We start from the raw sequence: 20,029 nt of genomic DNA, 5'->3' as shown, positions 1-20,029 counted from the left end.
ACCGGCCGGCGGCCGGTTCCCCGGCGCGGCGCACTACTCGACGTGTTCGCTCGTGAACGCCCAGCGGTGGACCGGCCGGGCGAGCAGTCCGGCGGGCGGGTCGGCGACCGCCACCGGGGCGCCGTCCCACCAGGTGATCAGCAGCACCCGGTCGCCCGGCGCGCCGAGCACCTCGGCGCGCTCCAGGCCCGCGGAGCCGCGCAGCGCGGGCAGCGCGACGGCGTGCACCCAGGCGGTCAGCTCGGCGGCCCGGCCGTCGGCCGCCCGGGCCTCCCACATCGCGGCGACGGTCACCGCCCGCCGCCGAGCGCCCGGTAGGCCTGGCCGTGGACGTCGCCGTGCGCCCCGCCGTCCGTACCGGCGCCGGTGGCCGCGCCCGCGCCCGTGGCGGGCACGTGCACCTCGGTGACGGGCAGCGAGGAGTCCGCGGAGAGGTCGGCGGAGGACGGCGTACGGCCCCGCCAGACCATCTCGGAGCCGAGCGCGGCGACCATCGCCCCGTTGTCCGTGCACAGGCCCGGGCGCGGCACCCGCAGCCGGATGCCGGCCTTGTCGCAGCGCTGCCGGGCCATCTCGCGCAGCCGCGAGTTGGCGGCCACGCCGCCGCCGATCATCAGGTGGTCCACGCCGCTCTCCTTGCAGGCCTTGACGGCCTTGCGGGTGAGCACGTCGGTGACCGCCTCCTGGAAGGACGCGGCGACGTCCGCGACCGGGACGTCCTCGCCGGCCCGGCGCTTCGCCTCGACCCAGCGGGCCACCGCGGTCTTCAGGCCGGAGAAGGAGAAGTCGTACGCCGGGTCCTTCGCGCCGCTCAGCCCGCGCGGGAAGGCGATCGCCCGCGGGTCCCCCTCGCGGGCCATCCGGTCGACCACCGGGCCGCCGGGGAACCCGAGGCCGAGCACCCGGGCGACCTTGTCGAAGGCCTCGCCGGCCGCGTCGTCGATGGTCGCGCCCAGCGGGCGGACGTCACTGGTGATGTCCTCGCTGAGCAGCAGCGAGGAGTGCCCGCCGGAGACCAGCAGGGCCATCGTGGGCGAGGGCAGCCGGCCGTGCTCCAGCTGGTCCACGCAGATGTGCGAGGCGAGGTGGTTGACCCCGTAGAGCGGCTTGTCCAGCGCCCAGGCGTAGGCCTTGGCGGCGCTGACGCCGACCAGCAGCGCGCCGGCCAGGCCGGGGCCGGCGGTGACGGCGATGCCGTCCAGGTCCGAGGCCTTGACGCCGGCCGTGTCCAGCGCCCGCTGGATGGTCGGGACCATCGCCTCCAGGTGCGCCCGGCTGGCGATCTCGGGCACCACGCCGCCGAAGCGGGCGTGGTCGTTGACGCTGGAGGCGACCGCGTCGGCGAGCAGGGTGGTGCCGCGCACGATGCCGACGCCGGTCTCGTCGCAGGAGGTCTCGATGCCGAGGACGAGCGGTTCGTCAGCCATGGCGGGGGTCCTTGTTCACGTCGGTCTTCGGTTCGGTCTTGGGGTCGTCCAGGCGCATCACCAGCGCGTCCACGTTGGCGGGCTGGTAGTAGCCGCGGCGGATGCCGACCGGCTCGAACCCGAAACGCTCGTACAGGCGCTGGGCGCGCGGGTTGTCCACCCGCACCTCCAGCAGCAGCTCGGCGCAGCCGCGCCGGGCGGACTCCTCGATCAGGTCGGTGAGCAGCGCGGCGCCGAGTCCGGCGCCCTGCATCCGCTCGTCGACGGCGATGGTCTGCACGTCGCCCTCGCCGGCCACGGCCATCAGGCCGGCGTAGCCGACCACGGCGCCGTCGGGAGCGGTGGCCACGGTGTAGTGGCGGGTGCCGCCGGGGTGGGTCTCGGCGAGCTCGGACCAGTACATGCCGGTGGACCAGGCGTCCTCGGGGAACAGCCGCAGTTCCAGCTCCATCACCGGTGCGATGTCCCACCAGCGCATGGGTCGCAGGGTGGTGCCGCCCGGGCCGGCGGCGCCGTTCGGGCCGGGGCTCACGCCGGGAGCACCGCCTTGTAGCCGGCCGGGACCTGGGCGTCGGGGCGCCGGAGGTAGAGCGGGACGCAGGGCAGCAGTTCGCGGCCGGCGGCCAGTTCGGCGGCGGCGAAGGCGGCCAGGGCGCCGGCCGAGACGTGCTCGGGGCCCTGCGCGCCGGGGAAGACCTCGGGGTAGAGCAGCGCGCCGGCGCCGACCGACCGCGGTTCGGGCGTCAGGTCGGCCGGGCGGTCCACCGAGGGGCCCTCGGTCCGGACGCCGTCGGCGTCGTACGAGGCCCAGTAGACCTCCTTGCGGCGCGCGTCGGTGGCCACCGTGAACGGGCCGGTGACCCCCTCGGCGCGGGCCCGGTGGGCGATCGCGTCCAGGGTGCAGACGCCGTGCACCGGCAGGTCGAGGGCGTGTCCGAGGGCGGCGGCGGTGACCAGGCCGACCCGCAGTCCGGTGTAGGGGCCGGGTCCGACGCCGACGGCGATCCCGGTCAGCCGGTGCTTGTCGACGCCGGCCTCCCTCAGTACCTGGTCGACGGCGGGCAGGAGCAGCTCACCGTGCCGTCTGGCGTCGACCGTCCAGGCCTCGGCGAGGACGGTCGTGCCGTCGAAGACGGCGGCGGTGACGGCGGGGGTTGCGGTGTCGAACGCGAGCAGCAGCACGGGTCCAGGTTAGTTGGTCCCGCCGACCGGTCCTCGTCGCTCCCGCCGACCGGAATTCCGTGCCAGTACGGAACACACGTCCGGATCGGTGCGGGCGCGCCCGGCGGACCTGGCACGATTGGGGCCGACAGTTCCGGACGGTGGTGGGAGCAGACGTGGCGAAGATGGGTCCTGGAGTGGTGGTCACCGGGCTGACCCTGGGGGCCCTGGCGTTGGTGAGCATGCTGGCCTTCCAGGCCAACGGCGCCGTGGACCGCGCCGGCGGGCCGCCGAAGCCGGCCGAGAGCAGTGCCGCCCCCGGCCCCTCCGCCTCGACCGCGGCGCCGACCGCCTCCGCCACCCCGACCGTGCCGGCCCTGCCGGCCACCTCCGGCACGGGGCTGCGGGTGGTGTACTCGCTGGGCACGCACACCGTCTGGCTGGTCGATCCCAAGAAGACCCCGCAGGTCCAGGCCGCCTTCACGGTGGCACCGGGCTCGGTGGAGCCGTCCGCGGGCAACTACACGGTCTACAGTCGGCGGCCCACCACCACCGGCACCGACGGCAAGCAGATCGAGCACGTGGTGCTGTTCGCCCAGCAGAACGGCATCGTCTTCGGCTTCAGCGCGGCCCAGGACGGCGCCCTGCCGACGCCCGACCCGGCCGTGAAGACCGGCGGCATCCGCCAGAGCCGGCAGAACGGCCAGCTGCTCTGGGACTTCGCACCGAACGGGACCAAGGTCGTGGTCGTCGCCTGAGGTCGTGGTCGTCGCCCGAGGCCGCCCCGGCGCGGTGGTCCGCGGCGGATCGGCGCGGTCAGGCGGCGCTGCGCCGCCCCTCCGGCCGGCCTGCCGGCCCGCGGCGCCCCGGCGGTGTGGACACGGCCTCGGCGGCCGCGCAGGCGGCCAGCAGGGTGCGCATCGCGGCGCCGGGCTGAGCCGCGGCGGCCGGCCCGGCCCCTTGGCCGTGGCCGGGGGCGCCGGAGGCGGGACGGGCGGACTCGCCGGCCCGGTCACGCGGTGCGCGCTCCGGGGCGGGGGTGGTGCTCGACATGGCGCCTCCCTAGTTAGGCAGACCTAACCGCAGCACCCATCCCACCACGCCCGGCGCCCCGGCCGCAACATCTTCCCGACAACCTGTCGGAACCCGTCGCCGGCCGTCAGCCCTCGGCCAGCGCCGCCAGCTCCACCGCGTCCCAGCGCCGGCCGAGGCCGGTCAGCACCACCCGCCGCGGATCCGAGTCGTCGTCGGCCTCGCCGCCGGCGTCCCCGGTGCCGACCGGGGCCTGCGGCTGCGCGCCACCGAGCGTCCGCTCGATCCGCACCTCCAGGCGGTCGTCGGAGAGCTGCTCGACCTTGCCCTCGCCCCACTCGACCACCACCACCGACTCGGGCAGCGACACGTCCAGGTCGAGGTCCTCCATCTCGTCCAGGCCGCCGCCCAGCCGGTACGCGTCCACGTGCACCAGTGCCGGGCCGCCGACCAGGGAGGGGTGCACCCGGGCGATCACGAAGGTGGGCGAGGTGACGGCGCCGCGCACGCCGAGCCCCTCCCCCAGGCCCCGGGTCAGCGTGGTCTTGCCCGCGCCGAGCTCGCCGGAGAGCAGCACGAGGTCCCCCGGGCGCAACAGCCCGGCCAGTTCCCGGCCGAGCCGGCCCATCCGCTCGGGGGTGGGAACGGTGAGAGTGGCGTGCGAGCCCATGCGCGTGTCATGCCCTTCGGATCCGTGCGGCGCCGCCGGTCGGACGCCACCGCTACGGTGCCACATTCCCGGGCGGCCCCGCTTGCAGGGCAGCACAGCACAGGGCAGCGCAGGCCCGGACGCCCCGCCCGCCTCACTCGCCGCGGGCCGCCTCCAGGACGGACGCCGGCAGCGGGGCAGCCCCCGCGTACTGCGCGGCCTGCCGGAGCAGCACCGCCAGCCGGTGGTCGACCAGCTCGGGGCGCTCCAGCATCACCAGGTGCCCGGCGTTCTCCACCAGCAGCAGGTCGGCCTCCGGCAGCTCCCGGGCGATCGCCTCGCTGTGGCCGGGCGGGGTGAGCAGGTCCCGGGTGCCGGCCAGCACGAGGGCGGGGATGCCGCGCATGGCGGCCAGCGCGGCGTGCTTGTCGTGCCGGCCGAACGCCGGGTAGAACTCGGCGACCACGTCGATCGGGGTGGCGTCCAGCAGCTGCTCGGCGAACCGGGCCACGCCGGGGTCGACGTCCTGGCTTCCGAAGGAGAACCGGCGGTAGAAGACCGCCGCGAAGTCGGCCCCGAACCGCCGGGTGGCCTCGACGAGTTCGACCTGGCGGCCGAGCAACTTCATCATCCCCGGGGCGACCCGCCGGAAGATCTTCGCACCGACGGCCGGCAGGCCCAGCGTGACGCTGTCCCAGTCGCTCGCCAGGGTGCCGATCAGGGCGACGCCGGCCACCCGCTCGCGGAACAGCTCGGGGTGGCGGTCGGCGAGCGCCATCACCGTCATGCCGCCCATCGAGTGGCCCACCAGCACCAGCGGGCCCTCGGGCGCGACCGCGTCGATGACGGCCTTGAGGTCGCCGCCGAGCTGGTCGATGCCGGCCGGCTCGCCGGCCAGGTAGGAGCGCGAGCGCTCGGAGCGACCGTGGCTGCGCTGGTCCCAGAAGACCAGCCGCATGCCCTCGCGCAGCGCGGCCCGCTGGAAGTGCCAGCTGTCCTGGTTGAGGCAGTAGCCGTGGGAGAACACCACCGTCAGCGGAGCCCCGTCCTGCGCCGGGGAGCCTCCGAAGCTCCGGCGGCTGCTCGCCCGCACCAGCGCGCCGGAGCCGGCCAGCAGGCCGGGCAGCCCGGTGCGGTCCACCGGCCCCTGCTCGCCGCGCCGGCGGGCGAACCAGCTGCGTCTGGGGCCCCGGTGGTGGTCCTCGGGGTGCACCTGCACCGGATCGGGCCAGCCGGTGCCGTCCAGTTCGACGTACAGCTCGGTGCCGTCCGGAGCGGCCACCGTGCGCGGGCGCCCGCGCAGCGAGCCGTAGGGGGCGGTGGCGTCCAGCGCCTCGCGCGCCCGCCGGCGCATCGCCCGGCCGACGGTGAGGCGCTCGACCGCCACGCCCGCCGCCGCGCCGGCCGCGACCACACCCACCGAGATGCCGATCAGCCCGGCCCGGCTGACGCCCGCCGACGCGCTCTCGGCAGCCCGGGCCACGGCCACGATCGGGCTCCCCCCGCCCTCCTCGCTCATCGCTCCCCGTTCATCCCTCGATGGTGCCGACGTAGCGGCGCGGCACCCGGGCGCCGATCCGGGTGACGATCTCGTACGAGAGGGTGCCGCAGGCCCGGGCCCAGTCCTCGGCCGTCGGCTCGCCGTGCTCGCCGGGGCCGAAGAGCAGCACGTCCTCGCCGACCTGCGGGGTGTCGCCGCCGAGGTCGACCACGAACTGGTCCATCGCGACCCGGCCCGCCACCGTGCGCCACTTGCCGGCGATCTGCACCGGCCCGGTGTTGCTGGCGTGCCGGGGGATGCCGTCCGCGTAGCCGAGCGGGACCAGCCCGAGCGTGGTGCTGCCCGGGGTCGTGTAGTGGTGGCCGTAGCTGACGCCGTGTCCGCCCGGCACCTCCTTGACCAGGGCCAGCCTGGCCGTCAGCGACATCACCGGGTGCAGCCCGAAGTCGGCCGGCCCGCCGACCTCCGGGACGGGCGACAGCCCGTACACCGCCAGACCCGGCCGGACCAGGTCGTAGTGCGACTGCGGGAGCAGCAGGGTGGCCGGCGAGTTGGCCAGGTGCCGGACCTCGGGGCGCAGCCCCGCCCGCTCGGCGTGCGCCAGCGCGGCGGCGAAGCCGTCCAGCTGGGCCTGGATGGACGGGTGCCCGGGCTCGTCCGCCGCCGCGAAGTGCGACCAGACGCCGGCCACCCGCAGCAGGCCCTCCGCCTCGGCCCGCCCGGCGGCGGCCACCAGCTCGGGCCAGTCGTGCGGCTGGCAGCCGCCGCGGCCGAGGCCGGTGTCGGCCTTCAGGTGCACCCGGGCCGGAACACCGGTCTCGCGGACGGCGGCCAGCAGCTCGTCGAGCGCCCACTGCCCGCTGACCGAGATGTCGACGCCGGCGCGCAGCGCCTGCGCCCACGGACCGCCCGGGGTCCAGAGCCAGCACAGGATGCGGGCCCGGTCCGGGCCGATGCCGGCGGCCCGCAGCGCGAGCGCCTCCTCCGGGGTGGCCGTGCCGAGCCAGCTCGCGCCGGCTTCGAGCGCCGCCAGGGCGCACGGCAGCGCGCCGTGGCCGTAGGCGTCCGCCTTGACCACGGCCATCACGGCGGGCCCGCTGGTCCGCTCACGCAGCGCGGCCAGGTTGGCCCGCAGGGCGGCCAGATCGATGGTCGCCTCAGCCCGGTGGTGTCGACCGGGGGCGTCGGTGGAGGTGGCCGTCCCGGTCGTCTTCGCAGTTGTCATCGGGGTCAGTCTCCCAGACGGGGCCGGGTGCCCGCCGAACGGCCCGGCGGCGCGGCGCCCGGTCGGCGGCCGGTCCATCAGCGCCGACCGCCGGCGGCGGCGCCGGGCGCGCCGCCGTGGACGTCCCGCCAGACGGCCGGCAGCGTCCGGGCCACGTCCGTCGCCGCGACCGGCGCGCCGGTGCCCGCGGCCCGGCGGCCGGCCAGCCCGTGCAGGTAGGCGGCCACCGAGGCGGCGTCGAACGGTCCCAGACCGGCCGCCAGCAGGGAGCCGGCCAGGCCCGCCAGTACGTCGCCGCTGCCTGCCGTGGCCAGCCAGGAGGTGCCGGTCGGATTGGCCCGGGCCGTGCCGGTGGGCTCGGCGACCACCGTGGTGGAGCCCTTCAGCAGCGCCGTGGCCCGGTAGGCCGCCGCCAGCCGGCGCGCGGTGCGCAGCCGGGTCGCCGCCAGGTCCGCGGCCTGCGGCGGCGCGGACTGCTCGGCGCCGGCCAGCAGCCGGGCGGCCTCGCCGGTGTGCGGGGTGAGCAGGGTCGGGGCGGTGCGCCCGGCCAGCGCGGCGGGCCCGAGCCGGGCGAGTTCGGTGAGGCCGTCCGCGTCGACCAGCACGGGCACGTCGCTCGCCAGCGCCTCGCGCAGGGCCCGTTCGGCGCCGTCGCCGCCGCCGGGCCCCACCACCCAGGCCTGGACCCGCCCGGCGCCGGCCGGTCCGCCCTCGGTGACCAGCACCTCGGGGAAGCGCCGGACCACCTCCTCGGCCGCCGTCCCGACGTACCGCACCGCGCCGGCGCCGCCGCGCAGCGCCCCGGCGACCGCGAGCACCGCCGCCCCCGGGTAGCGGGCCGACCCGGCCGCCACGCCCACCACGCCCCGCCGGTACTTGTCGCTCTCGGCGTCCGGCCGGGGCAGCAGCGCGGCCACGTCCGGGTGCTGCAGGGCCGTCAGGGCGGCCTCCGGCAGGTCCAGCCCGATGCCGACCAGCTGGACCGTCCCGGCGTACGAGGCCCCCGGGTCGATCAGCAGCCCCGGTTTGAACGTCCCGAACGCCACGGTCACGTCCGCCCGCAGCGCGGCGCCCGGCACCTCGCCGGTGTCGGGGTCGACCCCGCTCGGCACGTCCACGGCGACCACCGTGCCGGGGCGCGGCGCCGCGGCGTACGGCTGGGCGGCGGGCCGCAGCCCGCCCCGGCCGCCGATGCCGACGATGCCGTCCAGGGCGAGGTCGGCGCCGGTGAAGGCCGCGAGTCCCGCCTCCCGGTCCGTCAGCACCCGGCCGCGGGCGGCCCGCAGTGCGGCGAGGCCGCCGGGGTGGGCCCGGTCGGGGTCGAGCAGGACGGCGGTGACGGCGGCGCCGCGCCGGGCGAGCAGGGCGCCGGCGTACAGGGCGTCACCGCCGTTGTCCCCGCTGCCGGCCAGCACCGTCACGCGGCTGCCGTAGACCCGGCCGCGGGCTCCGGTGAGCAGCCGGGCGCAGGTGGCGGCGAGGCCGGCGACGGCCCGCTGCATCAGGGTGCCGTCCGGCAGCCGGGCCATCAGTGCGGCCTCGGCCGCCCGGACCTGCTCGACGGTGTGTGCGTGGCGCATTCCTCGGCCTCCTGGGGGCTCGGTGCCGGGGGGCTCAGCCTTCGGCGATCACTACCGCCGACGCTACGCCCGCGTCGTGGCTGAGCGACACGTGCCACGAGCCGACGCCGAGTTCGGCGGCGCGGGCGGCGACCGTCCCGGTGACCCGCAGCACCGGGCGGCCCGAGCTCTCGGTGTGCACCTCGGCGTCGTGCCAGTGCAGCCCTCCGGGTGCGCCGAGGGCCTTGGCCAGCGCCTCCTTGGCGGCGAACCGGGCCGCCAGCGAGGCCGGGGAGCGCCGGGCGCCGGAGGGCAGGGTCAGTTCGGCCGCGGTGAACAGCCGCTCCGCCATCCCGGGCGTGCGCTCCATGGCGGCGCCGAACCGGTCGATGGCGGCCACGTCGATGCCGATCCCGATGATCACTCCGGTACTCCTCCGTGTCGTCCGCCCGTGTCGTCCGCGGTGAGGGCCGCCCGCTGCCGCGGACCTTACGGCACACTTTCGGGTGAGAGCCGCTGCGAACCCCCGCCGGCTTCGGTCCGTACGCCTACCGTGTCGCGTGGCACGGACCAGCAGGAGGGAGAAAGGCCATGGTCGCCATGCCCGCCGTCGAGCACCCCCTGACCGAGGACGACGTCCTCCAGGCGTTCCTGGAGCTGGAGACACCGGCCGGTTTCAAGGCCGAGCTCATCGAAGGGGAGATCGTCGTGACCCCACCGCCTGACGGTGACCACGAGGACGCGATCGCACGGTTCGCACGTGCAGTCGCCCGACACGCAGCGGAGGAGTTGTACGTCAGTGGAGGCAAGGGCCTGATCACACCGAACGGTCGTTTCATCCCTGACGCCACGGTGGCACCGGTCGGACGCTTCCGAGCCCAGGAGTCCTGGTCGAAGCCGACGGATGTCAGGCTCGTACTGGAGGTCACCTCGACCCGTCCCGACAACGACCGCGGTGCCAAACGCCTCGGCTACGCCGCCGCCGGCATCCCCTGCTACCTGCTGGTCGACCGCACCGACGGCAACGTCACGCTCTTCACCGACCCGGAGGACGGCGACTACACCGCCCACGTCCAGGTCCCGTTCGGCAAGCCGCTGGACCTGCCGGCGCCGTTCTCCTTCGCGCTCGACACGGCGCCCCTGCGGTAGGGCCCCCGAACCCAGGGCACCGCCACCGCAGGGGCGCACGCACGCGCTCGGACGGACTACTCGACGGTGACCGACTTCGCCAGGTTGCGCGGCTGGTCCACCTCGTGGCCCTTGGCGGTGGCCAGCTCGCAGGCGAAGACCTGCAGCGGCACCGTCGACACCAGCGGCTGGAGCAGCACCGGCGTGGCCGGGATGCGGATCAGGTGGTCGGCGTACGGCACGACCGCCTCGTCGCCCTCCTCGGCGATCACGATGGTCCGCGCGCCGCGGGCCCGGATCTCCTGGATGTTGGAGACGATCTTGTCGTGCAGGATCGACCGGCCGCGCGGCGAGGGAACGACCACCACGACCGGCAGCCCCTCCTCGATCAGCGCGATCGGGCCGTGCTTGAGCTCGCCCGCCGCGAAGCCCTCGGCGTGCATGTACGCCAGCTCCTTGAGCTTGAGCGCACCCTCCAGGGCGACCGGGAAGCCCACGTGCCGGCCGAGGAAGAGCACCGACTTGGCGTCGGCCAGCGAGCGGGCCAGCTCGCGGACCGGCTCCATGGTCTCCAGCACCTGCTCGATCGCCTTCGGGGCGTCGCCGAGCTCCTTGATGACGGCGAAGATCTCGTCGCCCCACTTGGTGCCGCGGACCTGGCCGAGGTAGAGGGCGACCAGGTAGCAGGCGACCAGCTGGGTCAGGAACGCCTTGGTGGAGGCGACCGCGACCTCGGGGCCGGCGTGGGTGTAGAGCACCGCGTCGGACTCGCGCGGGATGGTCGAGCCGTTGGTGTTGCAGATCGCCAGCACCTTGGCGCCCTGCTCGCGGGCGTGCCGCAGCGCCATCAGGGTGTCCATGGTCTCGCCGGACTGCGAGATGGCGATGACCAGCGTCCGCTCGTCGAGGATCGGGTCCCGGTAGCGGAACTCCGAGGCGACCTCGACCTCGCAGGCGATCCGGGTCCAGTGCTCGATCGCGTACTTGGCGATCATGCCCGCGTGGAAGGCCGTGCCGCAGGCGACGATGACGACCTTGTCGACGGCGCGCAGGTCCGCGTCGGCGATCCGCAGCTCGTCGAGGGTGAGCCGGCCGTCGGTGCCGATCCGACCGAGGAGGGTGTCGGCGACGGCCTTCGGCTGCTCGGCGATCTCCTTGAGCATGAAGTAGTCGTAGCCGCCCTTCTCGGCGGCCGAGGCGTCCCAGTCCACGTGGTACTCGCGCACCTCGGCGGGGTTGCCGTCGAAGTCCGTGACGGTCACCGCGTCGTGGCGCAGCTCGACGACCTGGTCCTGGCCCAGCTCGATCGCCTCGCGGGTGTGCGCGATGAACGCGGACACGTCGGAGGCGAGGAAGTTCTCGCCCTCGCCGCGGCCGACCACCAGCGGCGAGTTGCGGCGGGCGCCGACCACCACGTCGGGGGCGTCCGCGTGCACGGCCACCAGGGTGAAGGCACCGTCCAGGCGGCGGCAGACGATCCGCATCGCCTCGGCGAGGTCGCCCTCGTAGGCCTCGCCCAGCAGGTGCGCGACGACCTCGGTGTCGGTCTCCGAGCGCAGCGTGTGGCCGCGCTCGGCGAGCTCCGCCCGCAGCTGGGCGAAGTTCTCGATGATGCCGTTGTGGACGACGGCCACCTTGGCGGCGTCGTCCAGGTGGGGGTGGGCGTTGGCGTCCGTCGGGCCGCCGTGGGTGGCCCAGCGGGTGTGGCCGATACCGGTGGTGCCGCCGGGAAGAGGGGTCTCGGCGAGCGACTTCTCCAGGTTGGCGAGCTTGCCCGCCCGCTTGTCGGTGGCGAGGCTCCACTGCCCGTCGGAGCCCAGGGTCTGGACGGCCACACCGGCGGAGTCGTACCCGCGGTACTCCAGCCGTTGCAGACCTGCGATTACTACGTCAAGGGCGGGCTGAGCGCCCACATATCCAACAATTCCGCACATGCGTGCCAGCATAAGGGCCGCCCCCACGTGGCCTCACCCCCGAACGCGAAGCCCGCGTGACAGACACCACAGCGTGCCGTGCGGCCCGCACGGCCCACAATGGAGCACGTGCTGACCGAACTCTGTACGCGGGGCGCCGCCACGCCCGGCCCCTCCCCGTCCCCGTACGTGGACCTGAGCCGGGCCGAGTGGAGCGCGCTGCGCGAGCGTACGCCGCTGCCGCTGACCGCCGAGGAGGTGGAACGGCTCCGCGGTCTGGGCACCGCCCTGGACCTCGACGAGGTCCGGGACGTCTACCTGCCGCTGTCCCGCCTGCTGAACCTCTACATCCACGCCACCCACGAGCTGCGCGGGGCGGTGGGCACCTTCCTGGACACCGGGGACACCGAGCGCACCCGCACGCCGTTCATCATCGGGGTGGCCGGGTCCGTGGCGGTCGGGAAGTCGACCACGGCCCGACTGCTGAAGGCCCTGCTGGCCCGCTGGCCCGAGCACCCCCGGGTCGAACTCGTCACCACCGACGGGTTCCTGCTGCCCAACGCCGAGTTGCGCCGGCGCGGGCTGATGGCGCGCAAGGGGTTCCCCGAGTCGTACGACCGCCGGGCCCTGATGCGCTTCGTCGCGGACGTGAAGGCGGGCAAGGACCGCGTCACCGCCCCCGTCTACTCCCACCTGGTGTACGACATCGTGCCGGACGAGCGCCTCACCGTGGAGCGCCCGGACATCCTGATCGTCGAGGGCCTGAACGTCCTGCAGCCGGCCCTGCCCGGCACCGACGGCCGCACCCGGCTCGCGGTCGCCGACTACTTCGACTTCTCGATCTACGTCGACGCCCGCACCGACGACATCGAGAACTGGTACCTGTCCCGGTTCAAGAAGCTGCGGGACACCGCCTTCCAGGACCCGAACTCCTACTTCCGCCGCTTCACGGAGGTGCCGGAGGAGGAGGCGATGGACTACGGCCGCCAGGTCTGGCGCACCATCAACAAGCCCAACCTGGTGGAGAACGTGCTGCCCACCCGGGGCCGGGCCACCCTGATCCTGCAGAAGGGCCCCGACCACAAGGTCCGCCGGGCCCTGCTGCGCAAGCTCTGACACCGCACCGCCTCCCTCGCGACGGCCGGCGCCCCGCCGGAGACTCTCCGGCGGGGCGCTGACCGCTGTTCAGGTGGCGGTGCCTCAGCCCAGGTACGTGCGGACCACCTCGGCCAGCCGCTCCGCGACGGCCTTCGCCTGCACCTGGTCCGCGGCCTCGACCATCACCCGGACCAGCGGCTCGGTGCCCGACGGGCGCAGCAGCACCCGGCCGGTGCCGCCCAGCTCGGCCTCGGCCTCGGCGACGGCGGCGATCAGCTCGGGGCAGCTGTCCACCCGGCTCTTGTCGACGCCCTTGACGTTGATCAGCAGCTGCGGCAGCCGGGTCATCACCGCCGCGAGGTCGGCCAGCGGCTGCTTGGTGGCGGCGAGCCGGGCGCCCAGCATCAGGCCGGTCAGCGTGCCGTCGCCGGTGGTGGCGTGGTCCAGCAGGATGACGTGGCCGGACTGCTCGCCGCCCAGGGCGAAGCCGTGCTGCTTCATCTCCTCCAGCACGTAGCGGTCGCCGACCGCCGTCTGGACGAGGTCGATGCCCTCGCGCTCCATGGCCAGCTTGAAGCCCAGGTTGGACATCACGGTGGCGACCGCGGTGTTGCCGCGCAGGGTGCCCGCCTCGCGCATGGCGACCGCGAGGATCGCGATGATCTGGTCGCCGTCCACCTCGTTGCCGTCGGCGTCGGCGGCCAGGCAGCGGTCGGCGTCACCGTCCAGGGCGATGCCGAGGTCGGCCTTGTGCTCGGTCATCGCCGCGCGCAGCTTGTCCAGGTGGGTGGAGCCGACGCCGTCGTTGATGTTGAGGCCGGTGGGCTCGGCGCCCAGGGTGTGGACGACCTCCGCGCCGGCCCGGGCGAACGCCTCCGGGGCGACGTAGGCGGCGGCGCCGTGCGCGCCGTCGATGACGACCTTGACGCCGTCCAGGCGGTTGGGCAGCACGCCGATCAGGTGGGCGACGTACTTGTCGAAGCCCTCGGTGTACTCGCGCACCCGGCCGACGGCCGCGCCGGTGGGCCGCTTCCAGTCCTCGCCGGCGCCTTCGCGGTGGCGGTGGTAGTGCGCCTCGATGGCGTCCTCGATGCGGTCGTCCAGCTTGTGGCCGCCGCGGGCGAGGAACTTGATGCCGTTGTCGGGCATGGCGTTGTGGCTGGCGGACAGCATCACGCCGAGGTCGGCGCCGAGCGCGCCGGTGAGGTACGCCACGGCGGGCGTCGGCAGCACGCCGACGCGCAGGACGTCGACGCCCGCACCCGCCAGGCCGGCGATGACCGCGGCCTCCAGGAACTCGCCGGACGCCCGGGGATCGCGGCCGACCACGGCGACCGGACGATGCCCGTCGAAGGCCCCCGCATCACCGAGAACATGCGCGGCCGCCACCGAGAGGCCCAGGGCCAGTTCGGCCGTGAGGCCTTCGTTGGCCACACCGCGTACGCCGTCCGTACCGAAGAGTCGTCCCACTGTCCTGTCCTCCATTGCCGCTGCTGGCAGTCATCCTGTGGTGTCCCGGGCCGCCGCACAACGGCCGGGGAGCACGACGCCCCGGAGTACACGAGGTACTCCGGGGCGTATGAGCGCTTCCAGGGGCGCGCACCACCAGGGCGGTACGCACCCCCGGGGGCGCGACTAGCGCTTGCTGTACTGCGGCGCCTTGCGGGCCTTCTTGAGACCGGCCTTCTTGCGCTCGACGGCACGCGCGTCACGCATCAGGAAACCGGCCTTCTTCAGGGCGGCGCGGTTGTTGTCCACGTCGGCCTCGTTCAGGGCACGGGCGACGCCGAGGCGCAGCGCGTAGGCCTGACCGGACACGCCGCCACCCGAGATGCGGGCGACGACGTCGTAGCGGCCGTCGAGCTCAAGCAGCTTGAAGGGCTCGTTGACGGTCTGCTGGTGCACCTTGTTGGGGAAGTAGTTCTCCAGGGTGCGACCGTTGATCTTCCAGACGCCGGTGCCCGGGACGATGCGCACGCGGGCGATCGCCTCCTTGCGACGGCCGAGGCCGGCGCCCGGGGTGGCCTCGCCGAAGCGGCCGGCCAGCGACTCGGAGGTGTAGCTCTCCTCGGAGGTGTACTCGCCCTCGACGACGGTCTCGTCGAAGTCGACCTCAAGGGTTTCAGTGGTCTCGGCCACGGTGTTCCTCAGCTCCTGCTAATTGGGATGGGGTTTTGGTGGCCGGACTTACTGCTGCGCGACCTGGGTGATCTCGAACGGCACCGGCTGCTGGGCAGCGTGCGGGTGCTGGTCGCCCGAGTAGACCTTCAGCTTCGAGAGCATCTGGCGGCCCAGGGTGTTCTTCGGGATCATGCCCTTGATGGCCTTCTCGACGGCCTTCTCCGGGTTCTTGTCCAGGAGGTCGTCGTAGCGGACCGAGCGGAGACCGCCCGGGAAGCCGCTGTGGCGGTAGGCCAGCTTCTGGGTCTTCTTGTTACCCGAGAGGTGCACCTTGTCCGCGTTGATGATGATGACGAAGTCACCAGTGTCAACGTGCGGCGCGTAGATCGCCTTGTGCTTGCCCCGGAGGAGGTTGGCGGCCTGGGAGGCCAGGCGGCCGAGCACGACGTCGGTCGCGTCGATGACGTGCCACTGACGCTGGACGTCGCCGGGCTTGGGGCTGTACGTACGCACGGTCGTAGCCTTCGCTTTTCAGTGAGTGAGTCCTGACAGGAGCACCTGAACGAGAAGAACAGCCTGGCTCGCCTTGGACGCAATTCAAGGGGAGCCGCTGATCGTCGGCCGGGTGTCTCCGGCGTACCGACCTCTCACGTGAGATGGAGCGAGCCAATACGCACAACAAGCGCCCAGCCTACCGGGCGCATCCTTGGGGGTCAAAAAGGCCCGGCCGCCACCGGGGCCCGGTGGCGGCCGGATCGTTCGGAAAGGGCCCCTGACCTGGCACTCGTCAGCGGTCGCGGACGACCCGGGTCTCGTCCCAGACCGGCTCGGGAGCCTCGTAGACCCGGCCGTCGGAGCCGAACACCAGGAACCGGTCGAAGCTGCGGGCGAACCAGCGATCGTGGGTGACGCAGAGCACCGTCCCCTCGAAGGCCTCCAGGCCCTCCTGGAGGGCCTCGGCGCTCTCCAGGTCCAGGTTGTCCGTCGGCTCGTCCAGCAGCAGCGCGGTGACCCCGGAGAGCTCCAGCTTGAGGATCATCAGCCGGGCCTGCTGCCCGCCGGAGAGCGACTCGAACTTCTGCTCCTCCTGCCGGTCCAGCTCGTACCGGCGCAGCGCGCCCATCGCGGCCCCGCGGCTGAGCGCGTGCTCCTCCTCCACGATCGAGCGCACGGTGCGGCCGAACAGCTCGGGGTGCGCGTGGGTCTGCCGGAAGTGGCCGGGCACCACCCGGGCGCCGAGCTTCCAACTGCCGGTGTGCGCCACCGAGTCGTCGCCGGCCAGCATCCGCAGGAAGTGCGACTTGCCGGAGCCGTTGGAGCCGAGCACCGCGACCCGCTCGCCGTAGAAGACCTCCAGGTCGAAGGGCTTCATCAGGCCGGTCAGTTCCAGGTTCTCCAGGGTGAGCGAACGCACACCGGTACGGCCGCCCTTGAGCCGCATGGTGATGCTCTGCTCGCGCGGCGGCTCCTCCGGCCGGCCGGCCTCCTCGAACTTCTTCAGCCGGGTCTGCGCGGCCGCGTAGCGGGTGGCGAGGGCGTGGCTGACCGAGGCCGCCTGACGCAGGTTGACCACCAGCTTCTTCAGCTTGGCGTGCTCCTCGTCCCAGCGGCGGCCGAGCTCCTCGAAGCGGGCGAAGCGCTCCTTGCGGGCCTCGTGGAAGGAGTCGAAGCCGCCGCCGTGCACCCAGACGCTGCTGCCGCCGCCCCCGAAGCCGGACTCCACGGCGATGATCTTCTCCGCCGTCCGGGAGAGCAGCTCGCGGTCGTGCGAGATGTACAGCACGGTCTTGGAGGTCGCCCTGATGGCCTCCTCCAGCCAGCGCTTGCCGGGGACGTCCAGGTAGTTGTCCGGCTCGTCCAGCAGCAGGACCTCCTCCGGGCCGCGCAGCAGCGCCTCCAGGACGAGCCGCTTCTGCTCACCGCCGGAGAGGGTGTTCAGCCCGCGGAACTGGGCCCGGTCGAAGGGCAGCCCGAGGGCCGCCATGGTGCAGACGTCCCAGTCGGTCTCGTAGTCGTAGCCGTCGGCGTCCGCCCAGTCGGAGAGCGCCTGGGCGTACGCCATCTGGGTCTTCTCGTCGTCCTGCGCCATCATGGCCAGCTCGGCGGCGTCCACCGCCTTCGCCGCCCTGGCGATCCGGGGCGGGGCGACGGAGACCAGGAGGTCCCGTACCGAGGCGTCCGGGGCCAGCGCGCCCGGCGTGTCGCGCTGGTCCTCCCGGCCGGTGGTGCCGACGAACTGGCGCATCACACCGAGCCCGCCGCTGATCGTCACGCTGCCGCCGTGCGACTGGATGTCACCCGCGATCATGCGCAGCAGGGTGGTCTTGCCGGCCCCGTTGGCGCCCACCAGGGCCACCGCGGAGCCCTCCCCCACCCGGAAGGACGCGTCGTCGAACAGCACCCGCCCGTCCGGCAGGTAGTACTCAAGGTGTGAAATCTCGACGTGTCCCATATGGCGGATTTTGCCAAGAGAACCGCCGTGGGCCCAAACGGATTACCCCTCGGTCCGCGGCTGCCCCGGCAGGGTGCGCATCCGGCGGGCCGCCCGGTTGCGCTCGGCCAGCTGGTCGTCGGCCGGGTAGCCGACCTCCTCCAGCGTCAGCCCGTACGGCCGGATCACGTTGACGGCCGAGTTGCGCACCCCGCCGGCCAGCACCTCGCCGGGGAACTCCACCGGCCGGTGCCCGTCGCCGACCAGCAGCATCGCGCCGACCAGGGCGCGCACCATGTTGTGGCAGAAGGCGTCGGCCCGGACGGTGGCGACCGCCAGCGAGCCCGCCACGCCCGCGGTGTGGCTGTCGGCCGGCACCCGCTCCCAGTACAGGTCGAGCAGGGTGCGGATGGTGGTGGCGCCCTCGCGCTTCTTGCAGTACGCGGCGAAGTCGTGCTCGCCGAGCAGCAGCTTCGCGGCCTCGTTCATCCGGTCCACGTCCAGCGGGCGGTCGTGCCAGAGCACGTGGCCGCGCAGCAGCGGGTCCACGCCGCCCTGGTGGTCGGCCACCCGGTAGGCGTAGCGGCGCCAGATCGCCGCGAAGCGGGCGTCGAAGCCGGCCGGGGCCTCGCTCAGCCGGTAGATCCGGACGTCCCCCGGCAGCCGCCCGGCCAGGCGCCGCAGCAGCTTCCCGCCGTGCGCGGCCCACAGCTCCACCGGCAGGTCCACGTGGGCGACCTGCCCGCGGGCGTGCACGCCCGCGTCGGTGCGCCCGGCCACCGTCAGGTCGTAGGTCTCCTCGCTGCGGGTGACCACCTTCAGGGCGCTCTCGATCTCGCCCTGGACGGTGCGGCGGCCCGGCTGGCGGGCCCAGCCGGAGAAGTCGGCGCCGTGGTAGGCCAGGTCCAGCCGGATCCGGACCGTCCCCTCGGCCGGGCCGTCCTGCTGCGGGCCCGCGGTCTGCGCGCAATCCTTGAGCACTGCTACTCCAGAAAGATATGGCTGCGTCTTGGCAACAGAACGGGCCCGCTCCCCCATCGCTGGGAGAACGGGCCCGGACTCACACCGGAGGGTGTCAGGCGGTCTCGACCTCGGGGGTCTCGTCGGCCTTGGTCTCGGCGGCCTGCTCGGCCTCCTTGACGGCGCGCTTGGTGGCACCCTCGGCCTCGCCGACGGCGGTCTGCGCGACGGTCAGGGCCTCGACCAGCTCGATCACGGCCATCGGGGCGTTGTCGCCACGACGGGGACCGATCTTGGTGATGCGGGTGTAGCCACCGGGGCGGTTCTCGTAGCGCGGCGCGATCTCGGTGAAGAGGGTGTGCAGCACGGAGACGTCGGTGATCGTCTTGCGGACGATGCGACGGTTGTGGATGTCGCCGACCTTCGCCTTGGTGATCAGCTTCTCCGCCAGCGGGCGCATCCGACGGGCCTTGGCCTCGGTCGTGGTGATGCGGCCGTACTGGAAGAGCTCCCGGCAGAGGCCGGCGAGCAGCAGCGGCTCGTGGTGCGGGCCGCCGCCGAGGCGGGCACCCTTCGCGGGACGGGGCATGGTAGCTCCTTAAATCTCCGAATCCGGCCGTGTCAGGTACCGGAACGGGCGGCCGGGCACGGTTGCCCGGACGACTTAGCGTGGGCCCGAGGGCCCGGTGTGCATCGAACAGGGGCGGCCCGGTGGGCCGCCCCCGCCCAAAATCAGTACTGCTCGGTCTCCGCGTAACCCGCGTCGTCCAGGTCGTCGGCGCCGAAGGCGTCGGCGGCGGCGGTCGGGTCGAATCCGGGCGGGCTGTCCTTGAGGGCCAGGCCCATGCCGGCCAGCTTCGCCTTGACCTCGTCGATCGACTTCGCACCGAAGTTGCGGATGTCGAGCAGGTCGGCCTCGGAGCGGGCGACGAGCTCACCCACGGTGTGGATGCCCTCGCGCTTGAGGCAGTTGTACGACCGAACGGTGAGCTCCAGCTCCTCGATCGGCAGCGCCAGGTCGGCGGCCAGGGCGGCGTCCGTCGGGGACGGGCCCATGTCGATGCCCTCGGCGTCGATGTTCAGCTCGCGGGCGAGACCGAACAGCTCCACCAGGGTCTTGCCGGCCGAGGCCATGGCGTCACGGGGGCGCATGGCGGGCTTGGTCTCGACGTCGACGATGAGCTTGTCGAAGTCGGTCCGCTGCTCGACACGGGTGGCCTCGACCTTGTAGGTGACCTTCAGCACGGGGCTGTAGATCGAGTCGACCGGGATGCGGCCGATCTCCTGGCCGGAGGCCTTGTTCTGGACGGCGGAGACGTAGCCGCGACCGCGCTCGACGGTCAGCTCCATCTCCAGCTTGCCCTTGCCGTTGAGCGTGGCGAGGACCAGCTCGGGGTTGTGCACCTCGACACCGGCCGGGGGCGCGATGTCGGCGGCGGTGACCACACCCGGGCCCTGCTTGCGCAGGTACATCACGACCGGCTCGTCGTGCTCCGAGGAGACGACCAGCTGCTTGATGTTGAGGATGAGGTCGGTGACGTCCTCCTTGACGCCCGGCACGGTGGTGAACTCGTGCAGGACACCGTCGACGCGGATGCTGGTGACAGCGGCGCCGGGGATCGAGGAGAGGAGCGTGCGGCGGAGCGAGTTGCCGAGGGTGTAGCCGAAGCCCGGCTCCAGCGGCTCGATCACGAACCGCGAGCGGAATTCGTCGACGACCTCTTCGGTCAGCGAGGGACGCTGAGCGATCAGCATGTTTTCAGATCCTCCAGTTGTCTTCGGCACCCACTATTTGATGCCGAACAGAACCAGCGTACGGGGTCC

The 20,029-nt window shown here is 73.6% G+C and carries 21 protein-coding genes; 3 read left to right on the top strand and 18 right to left on the bottom strand.

Annotated elements, in window-relative coordinates:
- Positions 1 to 33 precede the first annotated feature (33 nt).
- The 4 genes from ACFTWP_RS06995 to tsaB are packed head-to-tail and all read right to left on the bottom strand — an operon-like array spanning position 34 to position 2,609.
- Positions 34 to 294 carry a hypothetical protein gene (locus ACFTWP_RS06995; protein WP_380263195.1) on the bottom strand — a complete coding sequence of 87 codons (261 nt, stop codon included), beginning with the start codon at positions 292 to 294 and terminating at the stop codon, positions 34 to 36.
- The gene (tsaD, locus tag ACFTWP_RS06990; RefSeq protein WP_380263194.1) at positions 291 to 1,427 is read right to left on the bottom strand and encodes a tRNA (adenosine(37)-N6)-threonylcarbamoyltransferase complex transferase subunit TsaD; all 1,137 of its coding nucleotides are present in this window, start codon (positions 1,425 to 1,427) and stop codon (positions 291 to 293) included. Before tsaD ends, ACFTWP_RS06995 begins: the two co-directional genes overlap by 4 nt.
- Complete coding sequence (gene rimI, locus ACFTWP_RS06985; protein ID WP_380263336.1) at positions 1,420 to 1,905, bottom strand: ribosomal protein S18-alanine N-acetyltransferase; 486 nt, start codon at positions 1,903 to 1,905, stop codon at positions 1,420 to 1,422. The genes tsaD and rimI overlap by 8 nt, the downstream gene beginning before the upstream one ends.
- A gap of 50 nt (positions 1,906 to 1,955) precedes the next feature.
- Positions 1,956 to 2,609, bottom strand: a complete 654-nt coding sequence (tsaB, locus tag ACFTWP_RS06980; protein ID WP_380263193.1) for a tRNA (adenosine(37)-N6)-threonylcarbamoyltransferase complex dimerization subunit type 1 TsaB — start codon at positions 2,607 to 2,609, stop codon at positions 1,956 to 1,958.
- 164 nt (positions 2,610 to 2,773) lie between these two features.
- Here tsaB and ACFTWP_RS06975 point away from each other — a divergent pair, with 164 nt between their 5' ends.
- Positions 2,774 to 3,346 (top strand): hypothetical protein, encoded by a 573-nt coding sequence (locus ACFTWP_RS06975; RefSeq protein WP_380263335.1) that lies wholly within the window; start codon positions 2,774 to 2,776, stop codon positions 3,344 to 3,346.
- A gap of 58 nt (positions 3,347 to 3,404) precedes the next feature.
- On the opposite strand, the gene ACFTWP_RS06970 is transcribed toward ACFTWP_RS06975, so the two are convergent.
- From ACFTWP_RS06970 to ACFTWP_RS06945, 6 genes are all read right to left on the bottom strand, one after another.
- Positions 3,405 to 3,641 carry a hypothetical protein gene (locus ACFTWP_RS06970; RefSeq protein ID WP_380263192.1) on the bottom strand — a complete coding sequence of 79 codons (237 nt, stop codon included), beginning with the start codon at positions 3,639 to 3,641 and terminating at the stop codon, positions 3,405 to 3,407.
- A gap of 106 nt (positions 3,642 to 3,747) precedes the next feature.
- On the bottom strand, positions 3,748 to 4,290 hold the full coding sequence (gene tsaE, locus ACFTWP_RS06965; protein ID WP_380263191.1) for a tRNA (adenosine(37)-N6)-threonylcarbamoyltransferase complex ATPase subunit type 1 TsaE: 543 nt from the start codon (positions 4,288 to 4,290) through the stop codon (positions 3,748 to 3,750).
- Between the two features lie 133 nt (positions 4,291 to 4,423).
- Positions 4,424 to 5,788 carry an alpha/beta fold hydrolase gene (locus ACFTWP_RS06960; protein ID WP_380263190.1) on the bottom strand — a complete coding sequence of 455 codons (1,365 nt, stop codon included), beginning with the start codon at positions 5,786 to 5,788 and terminating at the stop codon, positions 4,424 to 4,426.
- Positions 5,789 to 5,798: 10 nt separating this feature from the next.
- Positions 5,799 to 6,995, bottom strand: a complete 1,197-nt coding sequence (gene alr / locus ACFTWP_RS06955; RefSeq protein ID WP_380263189.1) for an alanine racemase — start codon at positions 6,993 to 6,995, stop codon at positions 5,799 to 5,801.
- A 77-nt stretch (positions 6,996 to 7,072) separates the two neighbouring features.
- Positions 7,073 to 8,575, bottom strand: a complete 1,503-nt coding sequence (locus ACFTWP_RS06950; RefSeq protein WP_380263188.1) for an NAD(P)H-hydrate dehydratase — start codon at positions 8,573 to 8,575, stop codon at positions 7,073 to 7,075.
- 34 nt (positions 8,576 to 8,609) lie between these two features.
- Positions 8,610 to 8,978, bottom strand: coding sequence for a holo-ACP synthase (locus ACFTWP_RS06945; RefSeq protein ID WP_380263187.1), 369 nt, complete (start codon positions 8,976 to 8,978; stop codon positions 8,610 to 8,612).
- Positions 8,979 to 9,154: 176 nt separating this feature from the next.
- Between ACFTWP_RS06945 and ACFTWP_RS06940 the strand changes: the two genes are divergently transcribed.
- Positions 9,155 to 9,703, top strand: a complete 549-nt coding sequence (locus tag ACFTWP_RS06940) for a Uma2 family endonuclease (RefSeq protein WP_380263334.1) — start codon at positions 9,155 to 9,157, stop codon at positions 9,701 to 9,703.
- A 56-nt stretch (positions 9,704 to 9,759) separates the two neighbouring features.
- Here ACFTWP_RS06940 and glmS read toward each other — a convergent pair whose 3' ends face one another.
- Positions 9,760 to 11,616: a glutamine--fructose-6-phosphate transaminase (isomerizing) gene (gene glmS / locus ACFTWP_RS06935; RefSeq protein ID WP_380263186.1), complete on the bottom strand. Its 1,857-nt coding sequence runs from the start codon at positions 11,614 to 11,616 to the stop codon at positions 9,760 to 9,762.
- Positions 11,617 to 11,715: 99 nt separating this feature from the next.
- Here glmS and coaA point away from each other — a divergent pair, with 99 nt between their 5' ends.
- The gene (coaA, locus tag ACFTWP_RS06930; protein ID WP_380263185.1) at positions 11,716 to 12,711 is read left to right on the top strand and encodes a type I pantothenate kinase; all 996 of its coding nucleotides are present in this window, start codon (positions 11,716 to 11,718) and stop codon (positions 12,709 to 12,711) included.
- An 84-nt stretch (positions 12,712 to 12,795) separates the two neighbouring features.
- Here coaA and glmM read toward each other — a convergent pair whose 3' ends face one another.
- The 7 genes from glmM to ACFTWP_RS06895 form a co-directional block, all read right to left on the bottom strand.
- A complete protein-coding gene (gene glmM / locus ACFTWP_RS06925) occupies positions 12,796 to 14,163 on the bottom strand; it encodes a phosphoglucosamine mutase (RefSeq protein ID WP_380263184.1) in 1,368 nt (455 codons plus the stop codon).
- A 165-nt stretch (positions 14,164 to 14,328) separates the two neighbouring features.
- On the bottom strand, positions 14,329 to 14,832 hold the full coding sequence (gene rpsI, locus ACFTWP_RS06920; protein ID WP_073924284.1) for a 30S ribosomal protein S9: 504 nt from the start codon (positions 14,830 to 14,832) through the stop codon (positions 14,329 to 14,331).
- Between the two features lie 48 nt (positions 14,833 to 14,880).
- On the bottom strand, positions 14,881 to 15,327 hold the full coding sequence (rplM, locus tag ACFTWP_RS06915) for a 50S ribosomal protein L13 (protein WP_073924285.1): 447 nt from the start codon (positions 15,325 to 15,327) through the stop codon (positions 14,881 to 14,883).
- 274 nt (positions 15,328 to 15,601) lie between these two features.
- Positions 15,602 to 17,266 carry an ABC-F family ATP-binding cassette domain-containing protein gene (locus tag ACFTWP_RS06910; RefSeq protein WP_380263183.1) on the bottom strand — a complete coding sequence of 555 codons (1,665 nt, stop codon included), beginning with the start codon at positions 17,264 to 17,266 and terminating at the stop codon, positions 15,602 to 15,604.
- A gap of 42 nt (positions 17,267 to 17,308) precedes the next feature.
- Positions 17,309 to 18,226, bottom strand: a complete 918-nt coding sequence (truA, locus tag ACFTWP_RS06905; RefSeq protein ID WP_380263182.1) for a tRNA pseudouridine(38-40) synthase TruA — start codon at positions 18,224 to 18,226, stop codon at positions 17,309 to 17,311.
- Between the two features lie 94 nt (positions 18,227 to 18,320).
- Complete coding sequence (rplQ, locus tag ACFTWP_RS06900) at positions 18,321 to 18,794, bottom strand: 50S ribosomal protein L17 (protein WP_073924288.1); 474 nt, start codon at positions 18,792 to 18,794, stop codon at positions 18,321 to 18,323.
- A gap of 143 nt (positions 18,795 to 18,937) precedes the next feature.
- Positions 18,938 to 19,960 carry a DNA-directed RNA polymerase subunit alpha gene (locus ACFTWP_RS06895; RefSeq protein ID WP_030232516.1) on the bottom strand — a complete coding sequence of 341 codons (1,023 nt, stop codon included), beginning with the start codon at positions 19,958 to 19,960 and terminating at the stop codon, positions 18,938 to 18,940.
- Positions 19,961 to 20,029: the final 69 nt, after the last annotated feature.

This window comes from Kitasatospora sp. NPDC057015, assembly GCF_042673745.1.
Classification (GTDB): Bacteria; Actinomycetota; Actinomycetes; order Streptomycetales; family Streptomycetaceae; genus Kitasatospora.
The sequence above is the reverse complement of the archived record's forward strand: the minus strand, read 5'-3'. Positions and strand labels throughout refer to the sequence as shown.